A 25,352-nucleotide genomic window follows, 5' to 3' on the forward strand; every position below is an offset into this window, starting at 1 on the left:
CGTGCCTCACTTCGGCCTGATCGCGTCGGCCGTACCCTGGATGAAGGCCTTGATGCTCTCGATGTCGTCGCCCGAGAGCTTGCCGGTGAAGTCGGGCATGCCGCGCGCCATGGCCGGGCCCTTGAGGATGAACTTGTCGAGGTTCTCGATGTAGGCCGCATCCATGTAGCCGAGGTTCGGAATGTTGCCGCCGCGGTCCACGCCCGGCACGCCGTGGCAGAACACGCAGTTGCTCACGTAGAGCATGGTGCCGGCCTGGACCTTGGCGGGGTCGTACTTCACGCCCTGCACCAGCTTGTCCATGCGGTACTGCACGAAGTCGGGCATCTTCGCGGTGCCGCCCACTGCAAAGGTGTAGACCGTGCCCGGGCCCTGCCGCTCGGTGGCGCGCTGCGCGAGGCCGTACACGCCGCCCCAGCCCACCGCGACCGACACGTACTGCTTGCCGTCCACCATGTAGGTGGTGGGCGCGGCCACCACGCCGGTGCCGGTGGCCGTCTCCCAGAGCTTCTCGCCGGTCTTCGCGTTGTAGGCCACCAGGCGCCCGTCGGCCGTGCCCTGGAACACCAGGTTGCCGGCGGTGGTGAGCGTGCCGCCGTTCCAGGGCGAGACGTAGTCCACGCCCCAGGCTTCCTTCTGCGCCACCGGGTCCCAGGCGACGAGGCGGCCGAAGGGCTTGCTCTTGGGCGGCTCGGCGTTGGCGAACATGGCGGTGTTCCAGCCCAGCGCGGCATGCGGGCGGCCGGGTGCGTTCTGGTCGAACTTCCAGTCCTTGTCGTCCATCAGGTTGATCGGAATGTTCTGCGCCGGCAGGTAGGCCAGGCCCGTCTGCGGGTTGAACGACATCGGGTGCCAGTTGTGCGCGCCGAAGGGGCCGGGGATGCTGTCGCCGGGCTTGTCGTTCTGGCGTGCGGCGGCGATCTCGATGGGGCGGCCGTTCCTGTCGTAGCCCGTGGCCCAGTTCACGTCGACGAAATTCTTCGCCGAGATGAACTTGCCATTGGTGCGGTCGATGACGAAGAAGAAACCGTTCTTCGGCGCATGCAGCAGCACCTTGCGCGCCTTGCCGCCTAACGTGACGTTGGCCAGGATCATCGACTGGGTGGAGGTGTAGTCCCAGTTGTCGCCCGGCGTCTCCTGGTAGTGCCACACGTACTTGCCGGTGTCGGGGTTCAGGGCCACCACCGAGCCGAGGTAGAGGTTGTCGCCGCCCTTGGGACTGCGCTTCTTGTGCGCCCAGGGCGAGCCGTTGCCGGTGCCCACGTACATCAGGTTGAGCTCGGGGTCGAAGGCGAAGCTGTCCCACGCAGTGCCGCCGCCGCCGGCTTCCCAGTACTTGCCCGAAGGGTCCCAGGTCTTGGCGGCGCGCGCCATCGATTCGTCCTCGAAGGGCTTGGCCGGATCGCCCGGCACCACGAACCAGCGCCACTTCTGCTCGCCGGTCTTCGCGTCGTAGGCCGTGACGTAGCCGCGCACGCCGTACTCGGCGCCGCCGTTGCCGATGATGACCTTGCCCTTGAAGACGCGCGGCGCGCCGGTGATGGTGTAGGAGCCCTTCTGCCCCTCGATGGTGTTCTTTTCCCAGACCTTCTGCCCCGTGGCGGCGTCGAGCGCGATCAGCCGGCCGTCGTAGGCGCCCACGTAGACCTTGCCCTCGTGCAGCGCGACGCCGCGGTTCACCACGTCGCAGCAGCCCCTGAAGCCCTTGGATTTATCGACCTGCGGATCGAAGCTCCAGAGCTTCTGCCCGGTGCGCGTGTCGATGGCATGCACCACGCTCCACGACGCGGTGACGTACATGACGCCGTCCACCACCAGCGGCGTGGCCTCGACGCCGCGCGTGGACTCGAGGTTGTAGGACCAGGCGAGGCCCAGCTGCTTCACGTTGCCGGCGTTCACCTGGTCGAGCTTGCTGAAGCGCGACTCGGCGTAGTCCAGGCCGTAGCTCGGCCAGTCGGGCGTCTTCTTCTGGGCCGCGTTGGCGCGAATGAAGTCGCCGTTCACCTGCTTGGCGGCCGAGGCCTGCGCCGCGACGGGCGAGCTGCCCAGGCACAGCAATGCACCGGCGAGCACAAGCAAACCGGAGTGGATCTTTTTCATCGTGGGTCTCCTTTGTGCCGCAAGGATCGTTCGCGCCGCACTCGCGTTCACCCTCGGGATTTCCCCAGTCCGGCGCTGTTCCATTGCGGAACACATTCGACAGGGGCAGCGATCTCCCTTTCCTGATTCCCCATTTCGAGGAGCGGCGAACAGCATGGCTTTCGAACGGCTGGGCACGGCAACCGCGCCGCGCCAACTTTTTTCCAGCACGCCGGCGCAGCGCGTGGCGCTCGCGCGGCAGCAGTTCTTCGAGGAAGGCGTTCGGCCTTCGGGCCTGGTCGGCGAAGCGGTGATCCAGTCCTGGCTGCGCTGCACCCGAAACCACAGCGACCGCCAGCGCATCGTGCCTTTCGATGCGGTCACGCCAAGCCGGCTGCACGCCACGCTGGCGCGCAACCGCGAGCTGCTCGAGGTGGCGCGGCAGGAACTCGCGAGCATGGAAAGCGCGCTCGCAGGCACCGACTGCCGCGTGATCCTGACCGACGGCGACGGCGTGGTGGTGCACGTCACGCACCAGCCGGCCGCGGCGCACCAGCCGGTGCTGCGCAAGACCGCGCGCGTGGGCGTGAACATTTCCGAGCGCATCGTCGGCACCACGGCGCCGGGCATCGTGGCGACCACCGGGCAGGCCTGCACCGTCGACGGCGCGGAGCACTACTTCGACGTGCTGTCGCAGATGCAATGCGCCGCGGCCCCGATCCGCGACGTGGCGGGCCGGCTTGCGGGCGTGCTCGACATCACGATGGAAGCGCGGCGCTTCGGCTTCGACGCGGCCTCGATGGTGGCGCTCTATGCCACGACCATCGAGAACCGCCTGCTGCAGGCGCAGTCGCGCGATCACCTGATCCTGCGCTTCCAGGCCAGCCCCAGCCTGCTGGGCACGCCGATGGAAGCGCTGGCCGGCGTGGCGCCCGACGGCACCATCGCCTGGCTCAATGGCGCCGGCGCGCGGCTGATCGGGCGCCTGCCCGAAGAGGCCTGCGAACGCGATGTCGAATCGATGCTGGGCCACGACCTCGCCAGCCTGCTGCGGCTCGAAAGGCGCGAAGCCGCGCAGCCGCTGCGCCTTTCGAGCGGCCTCGGCGTCTGGGTGCAGGCGCGGTTGAAGGCAGCAGCGGACGGCGCGGATTTCAGGCATGCGGTGGCAATGCCCGGCGAAAACGGCGCGATGTTGTCCATCGAGCCTGCAACGGCCGTCGAGGCGCTGGCGGCGGACGAGCATGCGCAGGCGGCCGTCTCCCACCACGTGCAGGTGGACCCGCCGCCGGGCGAAACCCTGCGCGAGCACAGCCGCAAACTGATCGAGGACACGCTCGCGGCGCAGGGCGGCAACGTGTCGCAGGCAGCACGGCAACTGGGCGTGTCGCGCGGCACGCTGTACCGGCGGTTGCGCGACTGGCGCGAAGAGGACAAGGGCACGCCGCGCGCGCCGGACTGAACGCTCAACGCTTCGGCAGCGCGTAGGCGATCACGTGGTCGCCGGTGCGCGTGCCCAGCGAGCCGTGGCCGCCCGCGGCCACCACCACGTACTGGCGCCCGTCGCTGCCGCGGTAGCTCATCGGCGTGGCCTGCCCGCCCGCAGGCAGGCGGCTGCGCCAGAGCTCCTTGCCGTTGGCGACGTCGTAGGCGCGCACGTAGTAGTCGAGCGTGCCCGAAAGAAAGGCCACGCCGCCGGCCGTCATCATCGGCCCGCCGAGGCTGGGCACGCCCATCGCAAAGGGCAGCGGCAGCGGCGAGCTGTCGCGCACGGTGCCGTTCTTGTGCTTCCACACCACGCGGCCGGTGCGCAGGTCGGTCCCGGCCACGTGGCCCCAGGGCGGCGCCTGGCACGGCAGGCCGAACACCGAGGTGAAGGCGCTGAGCTGGACCGCGAACGGCGCGCCGAAGTTCTCGTTGAGCGCGGGCAGGCTGTCGTCGGGCCGGTTCTTGCCTTGCACGTAGAGCGAGGTGTCGTCGGCGCGCGGAATGAGCTTCGACACGAAGGCCAGCGAAGCCGGCGTGGTGAACGCCATCTGCCGCCCGGGATCGACTGCCACGCCGCCCCAGTTGAAGACGCCGAAGTTGCCGGGGTAGATCAGCGAACCCTCGGTCGACGGCGGCGTGTAGCGGCCTTCGTGGCGCAGCCGGTGAAAGGCGATGCGGCAGGCCAGCTGGTCGAACACGGTGCCGCCCCACATGTCGGCCGGCGTGAGCGCGGGCGGATCGAAGGACAGCTCCGACACGGGCTGCGTCAGCGAGGTGTGGTCGCCCGCGGCAGGGCCCTGCGGCGCGGGCCGTTCGTGAACCTTGATCACGGGCTTGCCATCGCGGCGGTCGAGCACGAACAGCTCGCCCTGCTTGGTGGGCTGCACGAGCACGGGCACCGTCTCGCTGCCGATGCGCAGGTCGACGAGGCTGGGCTGGGAGGGCACGTCGTAGTCCCAGAGGTCGTGGTGCACGGCCTGGAAGCTCCAGCGCACGCGGCCGGTGGCCAGGTCGAGCGCCACCACCGAGGACGAGTAGCGCTCCGCGCCTTCGGTGCGCTTCCCGCCCCACTGGTCGGGCGGCTGGTTGCCGGTGGGCACGTAGACCAGCCCCAGCGCCTCGTCCACGCTGGAGATCGACCAGCTGTTCGGCGAGTTGGCCGTGTACCTGCGGTCGGCCGCGATGGGCGCGGTGTCGTCCGGGTTGCCCGAGTCCCAGTTCCACACCAATGCGCCGGTGTCGATGTCGAAGGCCCGGATCACGCCCGAGGTCTCCTGGGTCGAGACGTTGTCCAGCACCGTGCCGCCCACGATGACGAGCGAGCGCGTCACCACCACCGGCGAGGTCGAGTAGTAGGAGCCGGGCTTCACGTTGGGCATGTTCTTCCAGAGGTCGATCTGGCCCGTGCCGCTGCCGAAGCGCATGCAGGGCCTGCCGCTCCCGGGGTCGAGTGCAATGACGCGGCCGTCGGCCGTGGGCATGAAGAGCTTGGCGTCGCAGTCGCCGCCCGCAGTGGACGGCGACGATGAAGGCGCAGGCGAAGCAGCCGCGGCCGGCGCGGGCCGCACCGCGCGGCCCGGGTCGTAGGACAGACCGCGGCAGGTCAGGTGCTGCAAGGCCAGCGGACGCCGGATCTCGGGCGTGTAGCGCCAGAGCTGCTCGCCGGTGGTCGCGTTCAGCGCCACCACCGACTGGTGCGGCGTGCAAAGAAAAAGCCGCTCGCCGATCTTCAGCGGCGTGACCTCGAAGGTCGTCTCCTCGGGGTCGCCGCTCTGGCCGCGCACGTCGCCGGTGCGAAAGTGCCACGCCTCCTGCAGCTCGCCGACATTGGCCGGCGTGATCTGGTCGAGCGCCGAATAGCGCTGGCCCAGTCCGTTGCCGCCGTAGGCCGTCCAGTCGTCCTTCGCCGGGGCCGGTGCGGCGCCCGCTGCGGCTGCCACGGGCGCTGTGGCCGGCGGCATGGTGCCTTGCATGCGCGTCGGATCGCGCGTCCACGAGAACACCGCGGCGGCCAGGAAGGCCAGCAGCACCACGCCGAGGAAGCCGCGCGCGGGTGCCAGGCCCGCGGCGCTGCGGCGCCCGAGCGCGCGCGCCACCCAGGGCGTGAGCAGGAACACGCCGAGCACGAAGAACACATCGCCGCGCGCCGCCAGCGGCCACCAGTCGAATCCCACTTCCCACAGGGCCCAGACCAGCGTGAGCGCCACCACGGCCGCATAGACCCAGAGGCCTGCACCGCTGCCGCGCGGAAGCAGCACCGCGGCAACGATCAGGCCGAGCCCCGCAGCCAGGTAGTACCACGAGCCGCCGAGCACGACGAGCCACGCGCCTGCCGCCCCCAGGGCCAGGCCTGCGAGGCCGATGACAACGGCGGTGATGTTCAGCAGCGCAGAAGAAGGCGCACGAACGCGCGCGGCGGCATCGGGCATGGCATGGAGCTCCAGGTTTTTTCTTGAACCTAGGCCATGGCCACAGCGATGCGCGTAGGCGGTTTGCGCATGTCGCCGTGCAACAGCGGACTCGCCGCGGCTTTGCCGGCGATCTTTTAAACAGAAGGTATTCGGTATTCGTCGCGCGCGGCGCGAGCCCGGCGCGCGCGCGCATCGGGCTGCAGCGGCCGGAGGTACTCGTGCAGCGCGAGCGCGGCGGCGCCCACGGCGGGTGCAAGCTCGCCATAGCGTGCAATGCGCAGATCGGGCGCGGGCATGCCGGCGGCGTCGGCATGGCGCTCGACCATCTCGAAGGCCGCTTGCGCCAGGCCGCGATGGCCGGTGCAGGACTTGCCGCCGAGCACGATGGCGCGCGGATCGAAGGTGACCCACAGGTTCTGCAGCAGCACGCCGAAGAACGCAGCCGCATGCGCCGCACCGGGCGCTTCGCGTTCCAGCGCGCGCGAGCCGAAGAAGGCCTCGGCGCAGCCTCGGCGCCCGCACGAGCACAGCGGCCCGTCGATCTGCAGGATGGTGTGGCCGATCTCGCCCGCCATGCCTTGCGCGCCCGTGAAGAGGCGGTCGTTCAGCACCACGCCGGCCCCCACGCCCACGTCGCAGCTCACGAAGATCAGCGGGTCCGCGCTCTCGCCGCCGGAGAACTCGTACTCGCCGAGCGCGGCGGCATCGGCGTCGTTCTGCAGCTGCACCGTGACGCCCGGCAGCCCCGCCGCGGCAAAGGCTTCTTCCAGCGCGGGCAGCAGGCTCACGTTGCGCCAGCCGAGGTTGGGCGCGAAGCGGACCACGCCGGTGCAGTCGTCCACCGCGCCGGGCACGCAGACGCCGATGCTCGACAGGCGCAGCCCCAGTGCGTTCAGCTGCCCGTGCGCTGCCGCGGCCATGCGCGCGACCTGCGCGCACGCGCCGGCCGGTGCGCTGTCGGCCAGCGCCTGCGTATCGGCATGCAGCACGTCGCCCTGCAGCGAGACGCAGGCCAGGCGCACCGTCTCGACGGCGATCTCGACGCCCATCAATGCGCGCACCCCGACGTTGATCTGCAGCGGCGTCGAAGGCCGTCCCAGCCCATCGGCGACGGTGGTGCCCGCTTCGCTGAGCCAGCCTTCGTCGAGCAGTTCGCGCACCAGCAGGCTCACGGTCGATTTCGTGAGCCCGCTCTCGCTTGCAAGCCGCGCGCGGGAGAGTCCGGGCCGGGCCCGCAAGAGCCGCAGCAGCACGCTGCGGTTCATGCGCTTCAACAGCTGCTGGTCGCCGATGGTCATGGGGCCACCCTGCCTTCGCTCACCTGTGGGCCTGCTCTTTTCCTTCGGGGCGCTTGCCGGCGATGATCATGCCGAGCACTTCATCCTCGGTGACGACCGCGGTGCGGTAGGTGCCGACCAGCTTGCCGTTCTTCATGACCGCGACGCGGTCGCTCAAGGAGAACACGTCGGGCATGTCGTGCGTGATCAGGAAGATGCCGACGCCGTCGGCCTTGAGCTGCTTCACGAGGCCGCCGACCATCGCAGTCTCTTCGGGGCCGAGCGCGGCGCAAGGCTCGTCCATGATCAGGATGCGCGCATTGAAGTACAGCGCGCGCGAGATCGCCACCACCTGCCGCTGCCCGCCCGAGAGGCGGCGCACCGGAATGCGGATGTTGGTGAAGTTCTTGTTCAGGCGCTGGAACACCTTGCGCGCCTGCACTTCCATGAAGTGGTCGTCGAGCGTGTTCCAGCGCGTCATCTTCTCGCGGCCGAGAAAGAGGTTCGATACGGAGTCGAGGTTGTCGGCCAGCGCGAGGGTCTGGTAGATGGTCTCGATGCCGAGCGCCTGCGCCTCGGCGGGCGTGCGGATGTGGACCTTCTCGCCAGCGATCAGCGTGTCGCCCGAATCGACCGGGTAGGCGCCCGCGAGCATCTTCATGAGCGTGGACTTGCCCGCGCCGTTGTGGCCGAGCACCGCAACCACTTCGCCCGGATGGAGGTTGATGCTCACGCCGTCCACGGCCTTCACGCCGCCGAAGGCCTTGCGGATCTCCTTCAGTTCGACCAGGGGCTTCGAGGTGTCGACCGTGGTCATTTGAATTCCTTTTGCGGTGTGCCGTGGAAAGGGCTTCTTGCGCCCTGGGTTCCGATGCTCAGGGCGCGTGCACAGGCCACCGGGTACGCCCCTCCGCGAATGTCCCCCGGCCTGCGGCCTCCTCCTTGATTTCGCTGCGGGGAGCACCCGATGCCCTGCGCACGAGGGCACGCCGCTATTGATCTTGCGATCAACGACCGCTCTGTCCAACGCACTTTCATCTCTAGTTCTCCCCGAACTTGCGCCGGTACAGCACGTCGAACACTACGGCCACGATCAGCACCTGCCCGATGATCACCATGCGCTTGCCGATGGGCACGTCGAGCAGCAGCATGCCGCTGTCGAGCGACTGCATGATGAGCGCACCCAGCACCGAGCCGAAGATCGAGCCGGTGCCGCCCGCGAGCGCCGTGCCGCCGATCACGGCCGCCGCGATCACGTACAGCTCCATGCCCGTGCCGAGCGAATTGGTGCCCGCGTTCAGCCGCGCAATCGACACGATGGCCGCCACCGTCACCAGCACCGCAAGCAATGCGAACAGCATCAGCGTGACGCGCTTGACCGGAATGCCCACCAGCGCCGCCGCGTCGGGGTTGCCGCCCATCGCGAACACGTAGCGGCCGAAGCGCGTGCGGTGCACGATGAACGACAGCACGATCGCCACCACGGCCCAGATCAGCACCGGGATCGGCAGGCCCTGCGGCGCGTCCTTCGAGGCGATCTGGTAGTTGTTCATGACTGCCGCGAAGACGAACACCACGGCCGCGGGCACCGCGGTCAGCAGCACCTCGAGCCACAGCGGCTCGTTGGGCATCTCGTGGTGCGCGCGCGCACGGCGCTTCTGCAGCATGCGCGCGAACAGCACCACCGCCACGAAGGCCGCGAGGATCCAGGTCATGGTGGTGCCGATGCCGCCGTCGTAGCCGCCGCCCAGGCGCTGGAAAAATTCGTCGTTCACGGGCTGCGTCTTGCCGTCGGCCACCAGGAAGGCGGCGCCGCGGAACGACATCAGCCCGCCGAGCGTGACCACGAACGAGGGCACGCCCAGCATCGCCGTGAGCCAGCCCTGGTAGATCGACACAAGCAGCGCCACTGCAAGGCCCGCCAGGCAGGCGGTGGGCCACGACCAGCCCGATGTGTATTGCAGGTACGCGATCAGCACGCCGACGAAGCCCATCACCGACCCGACCGACAGGTCGATGTGGCGCGCCACGATGACCAGCACCATCACCGTCGAGACGATGCCCACCACGGCCGTCTGCTGCGCCACGTTGTAGAGGTTCTCGGGCGAAAGAAACACGCCGCCCGACATCACATTGAAGACGACCCCCATGGCGATCAGCAGCACGCTCATCAGCAGCAGCCGCAGGTCGACGCCCGTGCGGCGCCACCAGCCTGGCGTTTGATTGCTCATTTTTTCAGACCCTCTCGAAGGAACAACAGGTGCGCGGCGGCCTCCCGGGCGGGCCCGTGGGCCGGCCGGACATGGCAGTGCTGCGCGGGTTGGAGGCGCTTCTTCGCGCCCGCTCGCTCTTCTTGCTACTTGCAGGCCGCGGGCGCGCTGGCAGCCTGGACGCCCTTGCAGAGCTCGTCCTTCTTGATCCAGCCGGCCTTCACGACCACGTCGAGGTTGTCGCGCGTGATCGGCACCGGCGTGAGCAGGCGCGACGACAGCGAGATCTTCTTCGGCCCGGAATTCCAGGGCGCGGACTTTTCGACCGGCTTGCCCTGCGACAGCGCGATGGCTGCGCTGGCGGCTTCGCGGCCGAGTTCGCGCGAGTCCTTGAAGATGGTCGCGGTCTGCGTGCCCAGCGCAATGCGGTTGAGCGCCGCGAAGTCGGCGTCCTGGCCCGACACCGGAATGCCGCGCAGGCCCTTGGCCGTGAGCGCGGCCACCGCGCCGCCGGCCGTGCCGTCGTTGGCAGCCACCACCGCGTCGACCTTGTTGGCGTTCTTGGTGAGGATCTGCTCCATGTTCTTCTGCGCGACCTCGGGCTTCCAGCCTTCGGTGTATTCGTCGCCGACGATCTTGATGTCGCCCTTCTTCACCGCGGCGTCCAGCACCTCCTGCTGGCCCGCGCGCAGGAAGTCGGCGTTCGGGTCGCTCGGCGAGCCCTTGATGATCACGTAGTTGCCCTTGGGCTTGACCTTGAAGACCTCGCGCGCCTCCATGCGGCCGACCTCGACGTTGTCGAAGGTGATGTAGAAGACGCCGGGCGCCTCGATCAGCCGGTCGTAGGCCACCACGGGCACCTTCTGGCGCGTGGCCTTGGTGACGGCGGGAAGAATCGCGTCCTTGTCCATGGCCAGCACGATGAGCGCCTTGGCGCCCTTCGACATCAGCCCCTCGATGTCGCCCAGCTGCTTCTCGGGCGAGCCGCCCGCGTCGGCGCTGATGTACTTGGCGCCGAGCTTCTCGAGCTGCGCCTTGATCGCGGCCTCGTCGGTCTTCCAGCGCTCTTCCTGGAAGTTGGACCAGCTCACGCCGACCACGGTCTGGGCCACTGCGCCCACGGCAGAAAGGCCGAAGGCCATGGCGGCCAGGGTGTGCTTGAGTTGCATGGATGTCTCTCCTTGGAAGGGTGTGCCCGGCAAGAAATGCCGTGTAAGAAATTAGTTAGTTTGAAGGGCGAACTAACTATCCCATCGTGGCCACGCGCTGGGCACCCGGGAATTCCCGGGGGAACGCGCCTGCCTCTCGGGTGGATCGAGCATCGAGAAAATCGATGCTCAGCAAGAAAATATATCGTTTTCGGTTATGAGGTGCGCTGCTTAAAGTCCGGGCCATCCTGAACTCACAGACCGATGGCCCCCATGAATGCATCCCCCGCGAGAATTCCGTTCCACCTGGCTTTCCCCGTTCGCGACATTGCCGAAGCCCGCGCCTTCTACGGCGATCTGCTCGGATGCCCCGAGGGCCGCAGCGCGCCCGAGTGGGTCGACTTCGACTTTTACGGCCACCAGATCGTCGCGCACCTGGCGCCGGGTGAATGCGGCCACAAGGCCAGCAGCGCGGTCGACGGCCACGACGTGCCGGTGCGCCACTTCGGCGCCATCCTCCCGATGGACCAATGGCAGGCGCTGGCCGACAAGCTGGTCGCGCGCCAGACCCGCTTCGTGATCGAGCCCTACATCCGCTTCAAGGGCGAGCCGGGCGAACAGGCGACGATGTTCTTCCTCGATCCGTCAGGCAATGCCATCGAGATGAAGTCGTTCGCGAATCTCGATTCGCTGTTCGCCGTCTGAATGCGTCGCGTGAAACACGACGCCTTCCTGCAGCCGCGGCTGCCGCAGCACTGCTGCTGTCCGTCGCAAGCGCCAGTGCGCAAACCGACACCTTGAAGAAGATCAGGGAGTCCGGCGCCATCACCATGGGTGTGCGCGACGCCTCGGGCGCCATGTCCTTCACGCTGGGGCCGGGCAGCTACACAGGCTTTCACGTCGAGGTCTGCGAGCGTGTCATTGCGGACATCGGCAAGGCGCTGCAGATCGAGAAGATCAACGTGAAGTACCAGCTGGTCACGCCGCAGAATCGCATTCCTTTGGTACAGAACGGCACCGTCGACATCGAATGCGGCACCACGACCAACAACACGGCGCGCCAGAAAGACGTGGCGTTTGCGCCCACGCTCTACGTCGAAGGGGTTCGCATTGCCGTGAAGGCGGCCTCCGGCATCGTGTCGCCCGCCCAATTCTCCGGCAAGGCGGTGGCCGCAACGACTGGCACCACGTCCGTCCAGCTCCTCAGAAAGCTCAAGCGCGAGGGTGCGGGCGAAATCGCGGAAGTGCTCGCCAAGGACAACAGCGAAGGCTTCCTGCTGCTCGAATCGAGCCGGGTGGATGGCTTCGCGGCCGATGGCCAGATCCTTGCCACGCTGATCTCCAAGAGCAGGGAGCCGGCGCAGTACAAGCTGCTCGACCAGGTTCTCAGCGTCGAGCCGATCGCGATCATGCTTGCGAAGGGCGACCCCGCGTTCAAGAAGCTCGTCGACCAGAGCGTGGTGTCGCTGGCCAGGAGCGGAGAAGCCGCGCGGCTCTACGACAAGTGGTTCATGCAGCCCATTCCTCCCCACAACTCGAAGGTCGGGCTGCCGGCCAGCGCCTTGACGAAGGCCGCCTGGGCCAGTCCCAGCGACAAGCCGATGGAAGCATACGAAGCGCGATAGTGCGCGCCGGGCATGATCCGAAGCGATGAATCATTGAACCATGCATCGATTCTTGAGATGCTCGGTTCATGATCAACGAACTCAGAACCTTCATCGCCGTCTGCCGCCATGGCACCTTTGCCGCTGCGGGAGAGCGGATCGGCCTGACGCAGTCGGCGGTCAGCAGCCAGGTCAAGCGGCTCGAGGAAGCCCTGGGATTCGAGCTCTTCGAGCGGACCGGGCGCTCCGCCACCTTGAATGCGGCCGGCCAGACGACGCTGGCGCGGGCAGAGGAAATCTGCGCGCTCTACGCCAAGCTCGGCGAGCTTCCCCATGACGCCGCGAACGGCGGGCTGCTGCGGATCGGCGCCATTGCCTCGACGCAGTCGACGCTGGTCGCGCGGGCGCTTGCAAGTCTGCGCAAGGAACTGCCGCTGCTGCGCGTCCATGTGTCGCCCGGCGTGTCGATGCGGCTGATGGACGAGCTCGACTCGGGCGCGATCGATGCGGCGGTGATCATCCGGCCGCCGTTCGGCATCCTTCCGGAGCTGACGTGGCAATCGCTGGTGCAGGAGCCGTACGTGCTCATCGCGCCCAGGAAATTGCCGGGAAAGGATTGGCGCGTTCTCATCCAGGAGCAGCCCTTCCTGCGCTACGACCGCGCATCGTTCGGCGGCCGCATGGTGGAAAGATTCCTTCGGCGCGAAGGCATCGCGGTCAGGGATTCCATCGAACTGGACGAGATCCCCGGGCTCATCCACATGACGTCCAAGGGGCTGGGCGTTGCCCTCGTTCCGCTGGTCGAGGCGCACCTTCCCCTTCCTGCAGGCGTTCGCATGCTCTCGCTCGGCGAACTCACCTTCCACCGCGAAGTGGGCCTTCTCCTGCGCAAGCCGCGCGCCAGCCCGCCAGCCGCCGCGCAGTTTGCGCAGTGCCTGCGGGAAGCCGCTCAGTAGACATCGCGCCGGTAGCGGCCCTCTGCCACCAGCGCGTCGCAGGCCGGCCCGCCCAGCACCTCGCGCAATGCCAGGTCGACGCCCGGCGCCATGCCTTCGAGGCTGCCGCAGACGTAGATCACCGCACCCTCGGCCACCCATTGGCGCAGCAGGCCGGCCGCCTCGCGCAGCCGGTGCTGCACATACAGGCGCTCGGCCTGGTCGCGGGAGAACACCAGGTCGACGCGCTCGAGCGCCGCGGCCGCCTGCCATTGCGCAATCTCCTGGGCGCAGAAGGCATCGTGCGCGGCGTTCCGCTCGCCGAACACCAGCCAGTTGCGCGCGTGGCCCCGCCGCACGCGCTCGCGAAGATGCGCGCGCAGGCCGGCAAAGCCGGAGCCATTGCCGATGAAAACGCATGGTGCCTCATCGTCGACGCGTGCGAAAGCAGGATTGGGCAGCAGGCGGAGCTCAACCGCTGTGTCCAGCGGCGCCCCGTCGGTCAGCCAGCCCGAGGCCACGCCCATGCCATCCGCGTGGCGGGCCTGGCGCACCAGCAGCTGCACGCAGCCGTCGGCCGCGATCGAGGCCACCGAATAGCGCCGCGGCGCGAGCGGCAGCAGCGTGTCGGCCATTGCCTGCGCGCTGGCCGCCGGTACGGCGGGAAGCATGCTGCGAGCCAGCGCATCTTCGAGCGTTCGCTCATGGCCATCGCAGCGCACGGGCGTTCGCCCGTCGAGCCCGGCACGGCGCAGGGACTGTTCGACGGCGTGGCCGGGCTGCCGCGGCAGCAGTTCAACGAGCGCACCCGGCGCCCAGGCGCCCGCGCCGGGATGCGCGAGCTCGATCTCGAAGAGCGGATCGCCCTGGCTGCCGGCATTGAGCAGGGTCCGCCGCACGAGGCGCCAGGGCTCGAAAAGAGCCGCCTTCGGTGCGTGCGCCTTCCATGCACCGGGCTGCAGCACGCCGAAGGCTTCGGCCAGCGACTGCTGCCAGCGGGCCAGCGCACCGGCATCGCCGTTGTGCACTTCGATCATCGGGAACAGTGCCTGCGCGCCGTGGCCGCGCAGGTGGTGGTCCAGCGCCCTGCCGAAGCCGCAGAAGTTGGCGTAGTGCCTGTCTCCCAATGCGAGCAAGCCGTAGTGCACGTGCTGCAGGCCGGAACCGGTCTGGCGCGCGAACTGGCGCGCGAAGGCGCGCAGGCTGTCCGGCGGATCGCCATCGCCGAAGGTGCTGGCCACCAGCAGCACCTTGCGGTAGCGCCGCAGCGCATCCACGCTCAGGCGCACCAGCGGCTGCAGCACCACCGCGACGCCGGCCGATTGCAGCACCGCGGCCGTCTGCAGTGCGATGCGCTCCGCCTGGCCGGTCTGGCTCGCAAAGGTGAGCAGCACCGGCTCGGCGCCGGGCCCGTGCGGCTGCAGCCGGGGGCTCAGCCGTGTGCGCTCCTCGCGCACGGCCCGCTTCGTGCGGCGGCGCCCGAGGTAGAGCATCCACCCCGTGACCGCGAACAGCGCCAGGCCCAGGCTGCTGAGCAGCATCACGATGCGGCCCGGCAATCCCCAGTAGGTGCCCATGTGCATCGGATAGATGCTGTTGACCAGCCGGCCGGCCAGCGCCTTGTCGGCATAGCGCCGGTGCCGGGTGGGTTCGCCGGTGGCGGCATCGAGGTAGACGCGGTTGCGTGCGCGTTCGTGTTCGGGATGGGCGCGCAGGTAGGTCACTTCCACCTGTGATGCGCTGCGCGCCGGCAGGCGCAGCGTGGCCTGGCTCCAGTCGCCGCCGGTTTCCTCGAGGAAGGATTGCCATACCCGCTGCAGGTCGGGCGCCGCCTGCGCCTTGGCGGGCGCGCTGCCGGCCTGCATGCCCTGCGCGCGAACCACGCGCCCTTCGCCGGCGGCGTTGTCGACCACCGTGCGCACGGCATCGAAGGCCCAGTAGATGCCCGTGAGGCTCGAGGCCAGGTACGCCAGCAACGCGAGGGTGCCGGCCACCGCATGCAGGTTCCAGAGGAACGCGCGGCCGGTCAGCGCGAAGTCCAGCTTCAACCAGGCGCGCCATGCGAGCGGCCGGCGCGGCCAGCGCAGGTAGAGGCCCGACAGCGCAAGAATCAGCAGGCCCGCGGCCAGGGTGCCGGTGACGGGCTTTCCCGCGTCGCGCGGCAGCAGCAGCCAGCGATGCAGGTGCTCGGCGAACTCGAAGAAGGCCTCGCCCGTGGGCACGGGCAGCAGCGCGCCGGTCCAGGGATCGACCAGCCGGACCTCGCCCTGGCGCTGGCCTTCGGGCGGCGCGAAGTTGACGCGCGCCGGCCGCCCGGGTTCGGCGAACACCGTGAGCGCGGCGATGCGCAGTGCCGGCTGCGCCGCCTGCACCTGCGCCGCGAGCGCCGCGGGCCGCAGCGCCGCCGCGCCGGCCGGATTGGGGATGTGGCGCAGTTCGGGATTGATCGCGTCGACGATCTCGGCGCGAAAGGAGAGCACCGCACCGCTCAGCCCGATCACGACGAGCACGCTTCCGGCCGTGATGCCGATGAACCAGTGGACCTGGAACCAGAACCGTCTCAGGAGAGCCATGGAAAAACGCCGAAGGATGTGCAGGGCCGCTGCCGTCTTGTTGCGGATTCGTTCAAAGGTCGACCTTGAGCGTGGCCTTGATGCTGCGCGGCGCGCCCACGGCCAGCCGCGTGCCGGCCGCCGCCCAGTAGCGCTTGTCGGCCACGTTGTCGACGTTGACCTGCCACAGCGTGCGCTTGCCGAACAGCTGCGTCACGTAGCGCGCGCCCAGGCCGAAGATGGTGTTGCCGCCGATGAAGGCCTGGTTCAGGTCGTCCACCGGTCGACGCCCCGTGTAATAGGCGCCCGCGTTGACCGAGAGGCCCGGCACTGCGGCAATGTCGTACGAGAGGAAGGCGCTGGCCGTTTGCCTGGCGGTGTTCTCGGGCATCTTCCCGTTGTATTGCGCGTTGATGCCGCGGAACTCGGCGTCGAGCGACTGGGCCGACAGTTGCCAGGCGAGCTCGCGCGTCAGGCGGCCCTGTGCCGAGACTTCGAGCCCGCGGTAGCGTTGGCGCCCATCGGCCACGAAGGTGTTGGCGCTGTTGGTGTAGGCGCCGGGGCGCTCGATGTCGAACAGCGCGCCCGACAGCAGCATGCCGCCATCGGTGAGCCAGCGCAGGCCGATTTCCTTCTGCTTGCTCACGCCGGGCGGCATGTGGGCGTTCTGGTTGGCGGTGCCGGCGGGTGCGATCTCGCCTTCCTCGACACCTTGCGCATAGGAGACGTATGCCACCAGCGCGGGCGTGAACTTGTAGCTCAGCGCAGCGAGCGGCGTGGTCTTGCGCACGTCGTAGGCGATCGACGGGATCGTGGCGCTGGCGCCCTGCGTGCTCTCGTAATGGGTGCGGCGCAGGCCGGCCACCAGCTGCCACTGCGGCGAGAAGGTGATGCGGTCGAGCGCATAGAGCCCGAGCTCCTCGCTCTCCTGGGCGCCGGTGGTGGGCCGGGTCGGCCGCGCCGTCAGCGGCAAATAGCCGATGGAAACCGGGTTGTACAGGTTCTGCACCGTGCTTGCGCCGCCGTAGTTGCGCTGGAAGATCGGGTCCTGCGTCTTCTTGCTGCGCGCGGCGCCGAGCGTGAGTTCGTGCTGCACGCTGCCGGTCGAGAAGCTGCCGAACAGTTCGGTGCGCAGCAGGTCCGAACTCTGCTTCAGGCTCTGGTCGTTGCCGGTGATGCGGCCGGCACCGGTCAGTACGTTGTAGTTGCCGAAGCTTGCAAGCCGGCGGTCGCGCTCGGCCTCGGAGTGGCCGGCTTCCACGGTCAGCGCCCAGTTGTCGCCGAGCGAATAGTCGGCGCGCAATTGCGTGTTGGTGACCTCGGCGTCGAACACGGCCCACGGCGGCCCGAGCAGCTTGTCGGGGTTGGGCACGGCGGGCAGGGCGATCACGCCGTTGACGGCCGCCAGCCGGGTGATGCCGGCCTGCTCGGTGATGCGCTTGCGGTAGTTCTCGATGTCGGCCTTCAGCGTGAGCCGGCTGTTGACGCGCCAGTCGAACGCGGCCGACACGAACCTGCGGTGGCCGTCCACGTCGTCGATGTTGGAGCCGATGCGCCCGCCGGCCGCGTTGATGCGCAGCCCGTACTGCGTCTGGTCGCCGAACTGCCGTCCGAGGTCGACCAGCGCCTGCGCCGAGCCGCGGTCGTCGAACGTGAGGCCCACCGTGCTCACGGGCGCGCTGCCGGCGCGCTTGGTCACAAGGTTGACGATGCCCGCCGGCGTGGTGAAGCCGTAGTAGAGCGCCGATGCGCCCTTCAGCACCTCGACGCGCTCCTTGTTCTCCATGGGAATCTCGGAGATGTTGGGAATCGCGAGCGAGCCGTTGAGCCGGTAGTTCGTCCGGTTCTCCACCGCGATGCCGCGGATCACGAGCTGGTCGAAGGTGTCGCCGCCGTTCTGCTGGCGCGTCACGCCGGCCGTGTTGCGCAGCGCCTCGTAGATGCTGGCCGCGCCCTGCAGCTCCAGCACGTCGCGCGTGACGGTGTTGACCGTGGCGGGCACGTCCATGATGTTGGCGCCGCGGAACGTGCCGGCCTCCACGGTATTGGCGACGAACCCGGTGGTCGAACTGGATTCCACCGTGACGGTGCCGAGCTGCCCGCGCGCATCGGCGGCGGGATCGGTGGCTTGCGCGTGAGAAAGAGTCACCGCGAGCGCGAGAGGCGTTGCCAGTAAAAACTTGTGCATGGAGAAAGGCAGGGCGGGCGCTGCATCGCTCGACGCGAGCAGCACCCGGAGAAAGAATCGTGCGAACGGGGGCGCTATTCTACTGATGCACTTGAGAATCATTCTCAGACCGCCCTCGTCCAGGGACCGCAAGGGGTAAGCACTGTGACGCCATGTCGTCACGCTTGATACGATTTTTGCCGGAACGCCCATGTCAACGGCGCTGGAGACAAGATGGATCCGAGCAATTCAGGCCGCAGCAGCGGCACGGCGCTGTACCGCACCATGGTGCGCATCCGCGCCTTCGAAAACGCCGCCGAAACCGCCAGCCAGGGCGGCGTGAGCGCCTATGGCCAGCAAGCCGCCGGCGCCGCCAAGGTGCGCGGGCCGCTGCACCTTTCGACCGGCCAGGAGGCGGTGCCCGCGGGCGTCTGCGCGCATCTGCGCACGAGCGACTACCTCACCTCCACGCACCGCGGCCACGGCCACACGCTGGCCAAGGGCGCCGACCTCGCCCGCATGATGTGCGAGCTGTTCGGCAAGGCCACCGGCTTCAACGGCGGCAAGGGCGGCTCGATGCACATCGCGGACTTCTCGGTCGGCATGCTGGGCGCGAACGGCGTGGTGGCCGCGGGGCTGCCGATTGCGGTGGGCGCGGCGCATGCGCAGAAGCTGCTGAGGAAAAGTGACGACATCACGGTCTGCTTCTTCGGTGACGGCGCGATCAATCGCGGCCCTTTCCTCGAAGCGCTGAACTGGGCGCGCGTGTACGCGCTGCCGGTGCTCTTCGTCTGCGAGGACAACCGCTGGAGCGCCACCACCGCGAGCGGGCCGATGACGGCGGGCGACGGCGCGTCGGCACGCGCCGCGTCGATGGACATCGCGGCCACGCAGGTCGACGGCAACGACGTGTTCGCGGTGCACGAAACCGCCGCGCGGCTGGTCGCCGAAGTGCGCGGCGGCGGCGGGCCGCGGCTGCTGCATGCGCTGACCTATCGCGTGAAGGGGCATGTGTCGGTCGACCTCGCGGCCTACCGCGATCCGGCCGAACTGGCCGCCGCGCTCGAAACCGATCCGATCGCGCGGGCGCGTGGGCACCTGCTGGACATGGGCGTGGCCGCCGCGACGCTGGATGCCATCGAGAATGCCGCGCGCGACGAGGTCGATTCCGCGCTGGCCATCGCCGAGGCGGCGCCCTGGCCCGAGCCCGGTGCTGCCTTCACCGACGTGCAAACCACCGGGGCAGGCCAATGGACATGAACAAGGCCCCCACGCTCGGCACTGGCGTGTCCTCGCTGCCCCCGAGGGGCGCAGCCCGCCTTGGGGCGGCCCGGCGGCGGGCTCGACCTGAGCTATTCCGAAGCCGCCGTGCTCGCAATCCAGCGCGAGATGCAGGCCGACCCGCGCGTGGTGGTGCTCGGCGAGGACGTGGGCCGCGGCGGCATCTTCGGCCAGTACAAGGGCCTGCAGCAGGCCTTCGGCGCCGAGCGCGTGATCGACACGCCGATCAGCGAGGCCGCGATCATGGGCGCCGGCGTGGGCATGGCGCTCGCGGGCCTCAGGCCCGTGGTGGAGATGCGGGTGGTCGACTTCGCGCTCTGCGGCATGGACGAGCTGGTGAACCAGGCCGCCAAGAACCGCTTCATGTTCGGCGGCCAGGGCCGCGTGCCGCTGGTGGCGCGCATGCCCGGCGGCATCTGGGACGCCTCGGCCGCGCAGCATTCGCAGTCGCTCGAGGCCTGGTTCGCGCACCTGCCGGGCGTGGTGGTGGTGAGCCCGTCGACACCGCAGGACAACTACGGCCTCTTGCGCGCTGCGCTGCAGTGCGGCGACCCGGTGGTCTACATCGAGCACAAGACGCTGTGGGGCCTGCGCGGCGAGGTGAACGAAGACATTGCCGTGCCGCTCGGCAAGGCGCGGCGCGTGCGCGAAGGCAACGCGCTCACGCTCGTGAGCTGGAGCCGGCAGATGCAGGCCTGTGCCGCGGCCTGCGACGCGCTGGCGGCCGAAGGCATGGCGGTCGACCTGATCGACCTGCGCACGCTCTGGCCCTGGGACCGCGAGACGGTGCTCGCGTCGTGCGCGCGCACCCGGCGGCTGCTGGTGGTGCACGAGGCGGTGCAGGTGGCGGGCTTCGGCGCGGAGATTGCCGCCAGCGCCGCGGAGGCCACGGGCTGCCGTGTGGCGCGGCTCGGCGCGCCGCGCATTCCGGTCGGCTATGCGTCGGTGCTGGAGGCGCAATCGCGCGTCGGCCCCGAAGCCATCGCGGCCGCGGCGAGAAAACTGCTGGGCTGAGCCGCCGCGCCATGGACCCGCTGTTCTTCAAGCTGGTGCGGGTGGTCAACCTCACGGCGCGGCCCTTTCACGAAAGGGTGGGCCGCGAACACCACCTCACGCTCAACGAATGGCGTGCCATGGCGGTGCTCGGCGCGCAGCCGGGGCTCAATGCCACGCAGATCGCCGATCTCACCGGGCTCGACAAGATGGCGGTGAGCCGCGCCCTGGCCGGCCTGAAGCGCCACAAGCGCGTGCAGCCCCTGGGCGACCCCACCGACCGGCGCCGCAGCCGGCTTTACCTCACGGCGGCGGGCAAGGCGCTGCACGAAACCGTCGGGGTGCTGGGCCGGCAGCGCGAGGCCGTGCTGTTCGAGGGCATCGAGGCCGACGAGCTCGCCCGCCTCGATGCGACCCTGGACAAGCTCATTGCCGCCGTCCAGCGCGCCGGATAGCCATCAGGCCGCAAAGCCGCCGTCGATGTTGAGGCTGGCGCCCGTCACAAAGGCGGCCTCGGGGCTTGCGAGGTACGCCACCATGCCGGCGATTTCCTCGGGGCGCGCATGGCGGGCCAGCGCCATCAAGCCGTGCATCGCGGCGGCGTTCGGGCCATCGACCGGGTTCATGTCGGTGTTGACCGGGCCGGGCTGCACGTTGTTGACCGTGATGCCGCGCGGGCCGAGGTCGCGCGACAGGCCCTGCACCAGTCCCTTGAGCGCCGACTTGCTCATCGCATAGGCGCTGCCGCCGGGCCAGGGCATGCGCTCGGCGTTGGTGCTGCCGATATTGATGATGCGGCCGCCTTCGCCCATGTGGCGCACGGCAGCCTTGGCCGCAACGAACACGGCGCGCACGTTGATGTCCAGCGTGCGGTCGAAATCCTCGAGCGAGAAATCGTCGATGGTGCCAGGCAGGAAGACGCCGGCGTTGTTGACCAGCACGTCGATGCGGCCGAGCTTGCGCGCGGCCTCGTCGATGCCGGCGGTGAGCGCTGCGGCATCGGCGCTGTCGATCTTCAGCGCCAGCGCGCGGCCGCCTTCGGCCTCGAGGCTGCGCACGAGCTCGTCGGCCGGGGCGCTCGAGCTGGCATAGCTGAAGGCAACGGCGGCGCCGTCCTCGGCCAGGCGGCGCACGATGGCGGCACCGATGCCGCGCGAACCGCCGGTGACGAAAGCGACCTTGCCCGCGAGCACGGGGGAAATGGATTTGCTGAGAGCCATGGTGATGGTTTCCTGTGTGTTGTGAGGTGGAAGACCTTCAGTGTCGGGATTTCATTACTGTTCCGGTAGCCATCAATCGGTCCAATCAGATTCAACTCTTGGTTGAAAATAGGCCCATGGAACCGCTCAATCACCTCCAGTCCTTCGTGCAGAGCGCCGAAAGCGGCAGCTTCTCGGCCGCCGCCCGCCGGCTCGGACTCACGCCGGCCGCGGTCAGCAAGAACGTCGCGCGGCTCGAAACCCGCCTGGGCGTGCGGCTGTTCCAGCGCAGCACCCGCCGCCTGACGCTGACGGAGGGCGGCGAGCGTTTCCTGGGCCAGATCGGCGGGGCGCTCGCCACGCTGCAGGACGCGGTGGCCGGCCTCTCCAAGGACGACGGCCAGCCCGCCGGCACGCTCAAGGTGAGCATGGGCCAGGCCTTCGGCCGCGAGCATGTGCTGCCGATGATGGGCGACTTTCTGGCCCGCTATCCGTCCATCCTCCCCGACTGGCACTTCGACAACCAGCAGGTGGACCTGGTGGGCGAAGGCTTCGACGCGGCCATCGGCGGCGGCATCGAGCTGTCGCCCGGCGTGGTGGCGCGCGAACTGGCGCGCATCCATGTGGTGGCGGTGGCCGCGCCCAGCTATCTGGCAGGGCGCGCACTGCCGGCGCAGCCTGCGGAACTGGCGCAGCTCGACGCGCTGCTGCGTCGCTCCTCGCCCACCGGCCGGCTTCGCAGCTGGACGCTGCAGCACGCGAGCGGCGACCAAACCACGGTGGAGCTGCCGCGGCCGCGCGCGATCTTCAACGACCCCGAAGCGATCGCGCATGCCGCGCTGATGGGCCTCGGCGTCGCCATGCTGCCGATGCCCTTCGTCGAACGCGGCCTCTGCAGCGGCGAGCTGGTGCGCCTGCTGCCCGAGTGGCATTTCGACGCGGGCGCGGTCTGGCTCTACTACCCGAGCAAGAAGCTGCTGCCCGCGAAGACGCGCGTGTTCATCGACTTCGTGCTGGAGCGTTTTCGCAGCGAACGCTTCGCGCAGCGGATGCAGGTGGCATAACCGGCGTTCCCACGGGGTTTTTACCCGCCACGCGCGCGGTGGTTCCCCTGTACAAACGCCCGCATGACTTCTTCAAATTTCAAGACGAACCGCCGCGCTGCGCTTGCCGCTTCCGCCGCAGCCATCGCCCTCGCGTCCACCCCTTCCTGGGCCCAGAACACCTGGCCGAACAAGCCGGTGCGCATCGTCGTGCCCTTCGCGGCCGGCGGCACCACCGACATCCTGGCGCGCGCCATCGCGCCCGAGCTGTCGAAGGCGTTCGGGCAGCAGTTCATCGTCGACAACCGTGCGGGCGCGGGCGGCAACGTGGGCGCCGAGATCGTGGCGCGCGCGCCGAACGACGGCTATACGCTCTTGATGGGCACGGTCGGCACGCACGGCATCAACCGCGCGCTCTATCCCAAGCTGCCGTTCGATCCGATCAAGGATTTCGTGCCGATCACGCTGGTGGCGGCCGTTCCGAACGTCATGGAGATGAACGCCGACAAGGCCAAGGCGCTGAACATCCACAACGTGCAGGACTTCATCAAGTACGCCAAGGCCAACCCGGGCAAGCTCAACATGGCCTCGAGCGGCAGCGGCACCTCGATCCACCTGGCGGGCGAACTCTTCAAGAGCATGACCGGCACCTTCATGGCCCACATCCCGTACAAGGGCTCGGGCCCGGCGCTGCTGGACATGGTGGGCGGCAACGCCGACGTGATGTTCGACAACCTGCCCTCCTCGATGGCGCAGATCAAGGGCGGCAAGCTCACGGCCCTGGCCGTGACCAGCGCAAAGCGTTCGCCCGCGCTGCCCGACATTCCGACGGTCGAGGAAGCAGGCGGCCCGGCGCTCAAGGGCTTCGAGGCGAGTTCGTGGTTCGGCCTGCTGGCGCCGGCCGGCACTTCGCCCGAGATCGTGAACCGGATCCAGCAGGAAGTGGCCAAGTCGCTCGGCACGCCCGCCATCAAGGAAAAGATGCTCGCCCAGGGCGCCATTCCGAGCGGCAATTCACCGGCCGACTTCACCAAGCTGATTGCCAGCGAGCACGTGAAGTGGGCGAAGGTGGTGAAGGACTCCGGCGCAAAAGTGGACTAACCCCCAGGCTTCGCGCACTTCGTGTCGCTTCTCCCCCCTTGCAGGGGGCAGCGCCTGCGGCCCGGCGAAGCCGGTTCCACGGCGCTTCTTGAAATGAGAAGACAGACGCTCAGGTCTTCCAGGTCACGTCTTTTTTATCGGCCAGGGAATCCCTGAGCATGTGGAGCAGCGGGGCTGCGCGCTGGTGCAGGCCCACGTGCTGCTTCTCGGCCTCGTTGGCGTGGCCTTCGACCGCATAGTCGTCGTAGTTGTGCGGATTGCTGGCCTCGCGTGCCAGTGCGGATTCGAGCGCGGCGATGGCGGCGGGAATCTGCTCGAGGGTAATGATGCCCTTGGGCGCGGGCGCCTTGCCGACGATGTCAAACAGCTGGCGTACATGCACCTCGAGCATCACGAAGTCAGGGGAAGCGCGGGACTGGAATCGGTACAGCATGATTGTTCTCACTCACTTGTAGATGTAGTCACGGGCAAAAGGGTACACCGATTGCGAACCGCGCAAAACACCATGTTCGACCCTGCCGTCGGGCCTGGTGGCAAGCATCTGGTGCAGTGAGATCCAGCCTTGTTCGAAGCTCATGGCCGAGCCCGCCAGATAGAGGCGGTAGGCCCGCAGAATGCGCTCGGCATTCTCGCCCTGCCGCCCGCCCGCATGCGCGAGCACCTCGCGGGCCGTGTCGAGCTGCGCCTCGAGCGCGTCGGACCAGGCCCACAGCGTGCGCGCGTAGTGCGGGCGCAGGCTCTCGGTGTCGACCATCTCCAGGCCCGACGCGGCCGTTTCGCGCAACACGTGCGTGACGTGCAGCAGTTCGCCGCCCGGAAAGATGTACTTCTCGATGAAATCGCCCATGCCCGCGCCCAGCTGCCGGTAGTCGAGCTGGCCCGAGGTGATGCCGTGGTTCAGCACCAGGCCGCCGGGCTTCAGCAGCGAATGGATCTTGCGAAAGTAGGTGGGCATGTTGGCCGCGCCCACGTGCTCGAACATGCCGACCGATGAGATCTTGTCGAAGGGCGCGTCGGCGGAAAGCTCGCGGTAGTCGCGCAGCTCCACCCTCACACGGCCCTGCAGGCCCTTTTCCTCGATCAGCCGCTGCACGTGCGCATGCTGGTTCTTCGACAGGGTGATGCCGGTGGCGTCGACGCCGTAATGCTCCGCCGCCCACAGCAGCAGCCCACCCCAGCCGGAGCCGATGTCGAGAAAACGCTCGCCCGGCTGCAGCATCAGCTTGCGGCAGATGTGGTCCAGCTTGGCCTCCTGGGCCTGCGCCAGCGTCAGCTCGGGGGTGCGGAAATAGGCGCACGAATACACCCGCCGCGGGTCGAGCCACAGCGCGTAGAAATCGTCGGAAACATCGTAATGGAACTGGATCTGCTCCGCATCCTTGTTCAGCGAATGCGCGCTGTGGGACTTGGCCAGCCGCAGCAGGCGGGTCCACCACGTGGTGTTGGTCTCTGCCGGGTTGCCGGGCAGCATGCCGACCGTTGCATCGACCAGGTCGCGCATCGCGCCTTCGATCTGGACCCGGCCCTCCACGTAGGCCTCGCCAATGGCCCCCACCTGGTGCGCCGCCAGCTTGGCCAGCGCCGACCACTCGCTGAACGCCAGGGTGACGCGCGACCCCGGCTTGGCAACTCTCCGACCATCAGGCAGTTCCAGCGCGATGGGCACGGGCAGCGACGCAAGCTGCGACTCGATCTTGGGTATCAAGCTTTGCATGGTGAGCCATGGTATTGATTTTTTCAGTTTTTTGCATGACGCCGCGCAACAGGAGGGCTGGGGGCTGTGGTAGCAACCCCGTTGACAGCAAAATGTTTATGCTTAAACTATTCAATCATGAACAGCCTCACCGCCGGCCTTTCCGCCACACCC

At 68.5% G+C, this 25,352-nt stretch carries 20 protein-coding genes; 9 read left to right on the forward strand and 11 right to left on the reverse strand.

From position 1 onward, the window contains the following. Positions 1–6: 6 nt before the first annotated feature. A complete protein-coding gene (locus VAPA_RS25595; RefSeq protein ID WP_021012899.1) occupies positions 7–2,100 on the reverse strand; it encodes a PQQ-dependent dehydrogenase, methanol/ethanol family in 2,094 nt (697 codons plus the stop codon). A gap of 154 nt (positions 2,101–2,254) precedes the next feature. On the opposite strand from VAPA_RS25595, the gene VAPA_RS25600 reads away from it, so the two are divergent. Then, a complete protein-coding gene (locus VAPA_RS25600) occupies positions 2,255–3,538 on the forward strand; it encodes a helix-turn-helix domain-containing protein (RefSeq protein WP_021012900.1) in 1,284 nt (427 codons plus the stop codon). A gap of 4 nt (positions 3,539–3,542) precedes the next feature. Here the strand turns inward: VAPA_RS25600 and VAPA_RS25605 are convergent, their stop codons facing one another. From VAPA_RS25605 to xylF, 5 genes are all read right to left on the reverse strand, one after another. After that, the gene (locus VAPA_RS25605; RefSeq protein WP_021012901.1) at positions 3,543–5,993 is read right to left on the reverse strand and encodes a membrane-bound PQQ-dependent dehydrogenase, glucose/quinate/shikimate family; all 2,451 of its coding nucleotides are present in this window, start codon (positions 5,991–5,993) and stop codon (positions 3,543–3,545) included. Positions 5,994–6,109: 116 nt separating this feature from the next. Then, positions 6,110–7,273, reverse strand: coding sequence for an ROK family transcriptional regulator (locus tag VAPA_RS25610; protein ID WP_021012902.1), 1,164 nt, complete (start codon positions 7,271–7,273; stop codon positions 6,110–6,112). A gap of 19 nt (positions 7,274–7,292) precedes the next feature. Further along, complete coding sequence (locus tag VAPA_RS25615) at positions 7,293–8,069, reverse strand: ATP-binding cassette domain-containing protein (RefSeq protein WP_021012903.1); 777 nt, start codon at positions 8,067–8,069, stop codon at positions 7,293–7,295. Positions 8,070–8,292: 223 nt separating this feature from the next. Beyond that, on the reverse strand, positions 8,293–9,483 hold the full coding sequence (locus VAPA_RS25620) for a sugar ABC transporter permease (protein WP_021012904.1): 1,191 nt from the start codon (positions 9,481–9,483) through the stop codon (positions 8,293–8,295). A gap of 125 nt (positions 9,484–9,608) precedes the next feature. After that, positions 9,609–10,631, reverse strand: a complete 1,023-nt coding sequence (gene xylF / locus VAPA_RS25625) for a D-xylose ABC transporter substrate-binding protein (RefSeq protein ID WP_021012905.1) — start codon at positions 10,629–10,631, stop codon at positions 9,609–9,611. A 243-nt stretch (positions 10,632–10,874) separates the two neighbouring features. Here xylF and VAPA_RS25630 point away from each other — a divergent pair, with 243 nt between their 5' ends. From VAPA_RS25630 to VAPA_RS25640, 3 genes are all read left to right on the forward strand, one after another. Next, positions 10,875–11,315 (forward strand): VOC family protein, encoded by a 441-nt coding sequence (locus VAPA_RS25630; RefSeq protein WP_413470478.1) that lies wholly within the window; start codon positions 10,875–10,877, stop codon positions 11,313–11,315. A gap of 92 nt (positions 11,316–11,407) precedes the next feature. Continuing rightward, positions 11,408–12,235, forward strand: a complete 828-nt coding sequence (locus VAPA_RS25635) for an amino acid ABC transporter substrate-binding protein (RefSeq protein ID WP_021012907.1) — start codon at positions 11,408–11,410, stop codon at positions 12,233–12,235. 68 nt (positions 12,236–12,303) lie between these two features. Continuing rightward, positions 12,304–13,170: a LysR family transcriptional regulator gene (locus VAPA_RS25640; RefSeq protein ID WP_021012908.1), complete on the forward strand. Its 867-nt coding sequence runs from the start codon at positions 12,304–12,306 to the stop codon at positions 13,168–13,170. On the opposite strand, the gene VAPA_RS25645 is transcribed toward VAPA_RS25640, so the two are convergent. Together VAPA_RS25645 and VAPA_RS25650 are read right to left on the reverse strand one after the other, a co-directional pair. Continuing rightward, positions 13,164–15,722, reverse strand: coding sequence for a PepSY domain-containing protein (locus tag VAPA_RS25645; protein WP_021012909.1), 2,559 nt, complete (start codon positions 15,720–15,722; stop codon positions 13,164–13,166). The two genes, VAPA_RS25640 and VAPA_RS25645, sit on opposite strands and share 7 nt — an antisense overlap. Positions 15,723–15,774: 52 nt before the next feature. Continuing rightward, positions 15,775–17,889: a TonB-dependent siderophore receptor gene (locus VAPA_RS25650; protein ID WP_041946618.1), complete on the reverse strand. Its 2,115-nt coding sequence runs from the start codon at positions 17,887–17,889 to the stop codon at positions 15,775–15,777. A gap of 213 nt (positions 17,890–18,102) precedes the next feature. On the opposite strand from VAPA_RS25650, the gene VAPA_RS25655 reads away from it, so the two are divergent. The 3 genes from VAPA_RS25655 to VAPA_RS25665 are packed head-to-tail and all read left to right on the forward strand — an operon-like array spanning position 18,103 to position 20,597. Then, the gene (locus VAPA_RS25655) at positions 18,103–19,128 is read left to right on the forward strand and encodes a thiamine pyrophosphate-dependent dehydrogenase E1 component subunit alpha (RefSeq protein WP_021012911.1); all 1,026 of its coding nucleotides are present in this window, start codon (positions 18,103–18,105) and stop codon (positions 19,126–19,128) included. Between the two features lie 60 nt (positions 19,129–19,188). Then, on the forward strand, positions 19,189–20,163 hold the full coding sequence (locus VAPA_RS25660) for an alpha-ketoacid dehydrogenase subunit beta (protein ID WP_021012912.1): 975 nt from the start codon (positions 19,189–19,191) through the stop codon (positions 20,161–20,163). Between the two features lie 11 nt (positions 20,164–20,174). Continuing rightward, on the forward strand, positions 20,175–20,597 hold the full coding sequence (locus VAPA_RS25665) for a MarR family winged helix-turn-helix transcriptional regulator (protein ID WP_021012913.1): 423 nt from the start codon (positions 20,175–20,177) through the stop codon (positions 20,595–20,597). Between the two features lie 3 nt (positions 20,598–20,600). Here VAPA_RS25665 and VAPA_RS25670 read toward each other — a convergent pair whose 3' ends face one another. Then, positions 20,601–21,362, reverse strand: a complete 762-nt coding sequence (locus tag VAPA_RS25670; protein ID WP_021012914.1) for an SDR family oxidoreductase — start codon at positions 21,360–21,362, stop codon at positions 20,601–20,603. 116 nt (positions 21,363–21,478) lie between these two features. Between VAPA_RS25670 and VAPA_RS25675 the strand changes: the two genes are divergently transcribed. Together VAPA_RS25675 and VAPA_RS25680 are read left to right on the forward strand one after the other, a co-directional pair. Then, positions 21,479–22,405, forward strand: a complete 927-nt coding sequence (locus VAPA_RS25675; RefSeq protein ID WP_021012915.1) for a LysR family transcriptional regulator — start codon at positions 21,479–21,481, stop codon at positions 22,403–22,405. A 63-nt stretch (positions 22,406–22,468) separates the two neighbouring features. Further along, positions 22,469–23,485 carry a Bug family tripartite tricarboxylate transporter substrate binding protein gene (locus tag VAPA_RS25680; RefSeq protein ID WP_021012916.1) on the forward strand — a complete coding sequence of 339 codons (1,017 nt, stop codon included), beginning with the start codon at positions 22,469–22,471 and terminating at the stop codon, positions 23,483–23,485. 109 nt (positions 23,486–23,594) lie between these two features. On the opposite strand, the gene VAPA_RS25685 is transcribed toward VAPA_RS25680, so the two are convergent. Both VAPA_RS25685 and VAPA_RS25690 read right to left on the reverse strand, forming a co-directional pair. Then, a complete protein-coding gene (locus VAPA_RS25685) occupies positions 23,595–23,918 on the reverse strand; it encodes a DUF1840 domain-containing protein (protein WP_021012917.1) in 324 nt (107 codons plus the stop codon). A gap of 12 nt (positions 23,919–23,930) precedes the next feature. Then, positions 23,931–25,199, reverse strand: a complete 1,269-nt coding sequence (locus VAPA_RS25690; RefSeq protein ID WP_021012918.1) for an SAM-dependent methyltransferase — start codon at positions 25,197–25,199, stop codon at positions 23,931–23,933. Between the last annotated feature and the right edge of the window lie 153 nt (positions 25,200–25,352).

Source organism: Variovorax paradoxus B4, assembly GCF_000463015.1.
Lineage (GTDB): Bacteria > Pseudomonadota > Gammaproteobacteria > Burkholderiales > Burkholderiaceae_C > Variovorax > Variovorax paradoxus_E.

Bases quoted from the DNA above. Each gene is read 5' to 3' on its own strand.
- VAPA_RS25595 (WP_021012899.1), bottom strand. From the start codon at position 2,100: ATGAAAAAGATCCACTCCGGTTTGCTTGTGCTCGCCGGTGCATTGCTG.
- VAPA_RS25600 (WP_021012900.1), top strand. From the start codon at position 2,255: ATGGCTTTCGAACGGCTGGGCACGGCAACCGCGCCGCGCCAACTTTTT.
- VAPA_RS25605 (WP_021012901.1), bottom strand. From the start codon at position 5,993: ATGCCCGATGCCGCCGCGCGCGTTCGTGCGCCTTCTTCTGCGCTGCTG.
- VAPA_RS25610 (WP_021012902.1), bottom strand. From the start codon at position 7,273: ATGACCATCGGCGACCAGCAGCTGTTGAAGCGCATGAACCGCAGCGTG.
- VAPA_RS25615 (WP_021012903.1), bottom strand. From the start codon at position 8,069: ATGACCACGGTCGACACCTCGAAGCCCCTGGTCGAACTGAAGGAGATC.
- VAPA_RS25620 (WP_021012904.1), bottom strand. From the start codon at position 9,483: ATGAGCAATCAAACGCCAGGCTGGTGGCGCCGCACGGGCGTCGACCTG.
- xylF (WP_021012905.1), bottom strand. From the start codon at position 10,631: ATGCAACTCAAGCACACCCTGGCCGCCATGGCCTTCGGCCTTTCTGCC.
- VAPA_RS25630 (WP_413470478.1), top strand. From the start codon at position 10,875: ATGGCCCCCATGAATGCATCCCCCGCGAGAATTCCGTTCCACCTGGCT.
- VAPA_RS25640 (WP_021012908.1), top strand. From the start codon at position 12,304: ATGATCAACGAACTCAGAACCTTCATCGCCGTCTGCCGCCATGGCACC.
- VAPA_RS25645 (WP_021012909.1), bottom strand. From the start codon at position 15,722: ATGGCTCTCCTGAGACGGTTCTGGTTCCAGGTCCACTGGTTCATCGGC.
- VAPA_RS25650 (WP_041946618.1), bottom strand. From the start codon at position 17,889: ATGCACAAGTTTTTACTGGCAACGCCTCTCGCGCTCGCGGTGACTCTT.
- VAPA_RS25655 (WP_021012911.1), top strand. From the start codon at position 18,103: ATGGATCCGAGCAATTCAGGCCGCAGCAGCGGCACGGCGCTGTACCGC.
- VAPA_RS25665 (WP_021012913.1), top strand. From the start codon at position 20,175: ATGGACCCGCTGTTCTTCAAGCTGGTGCGGGTGGTCAACCTCACGGCG.
- VAPA_RS25670 (WP_021012914.1), bottom strand. From the start codon at position 21,362: ATGGCTCTCAGCAAATCCATTTCCCCCGTGCTCGCGGGCAAGGTCGCT.
- VAPA_RS25675 (WP_021012915.1), top strand. From the start codon at position 21,479: ATGGAACCGCTCAATCACCTCCAGTCCTTCGTGCAGAGCGCCGAAAGC.
- VAPA_RS25680 (WP_021012916.1), top strand. From the start codon at position 22,469: ATGACTTCTTCAAATTTCAAGACGAACCGCCGCGCTGCGCTTGCCGCT.
- VAPA_RS25685 (WP_021012917.1), bottom strand. From the start codon at position 23,918: ATGCTGTACCGATTCCAGTCCCGCGCTTCCCCTGACTTCGTGATGCTC.
- VAPA_RS25690 (WP_021012918.1), bottom strand. From the start codon at position 25,199: ATGCAAAGCTTGATACCCAAGATCGAGTCGCAGCTTGCGTCGCTGCCC.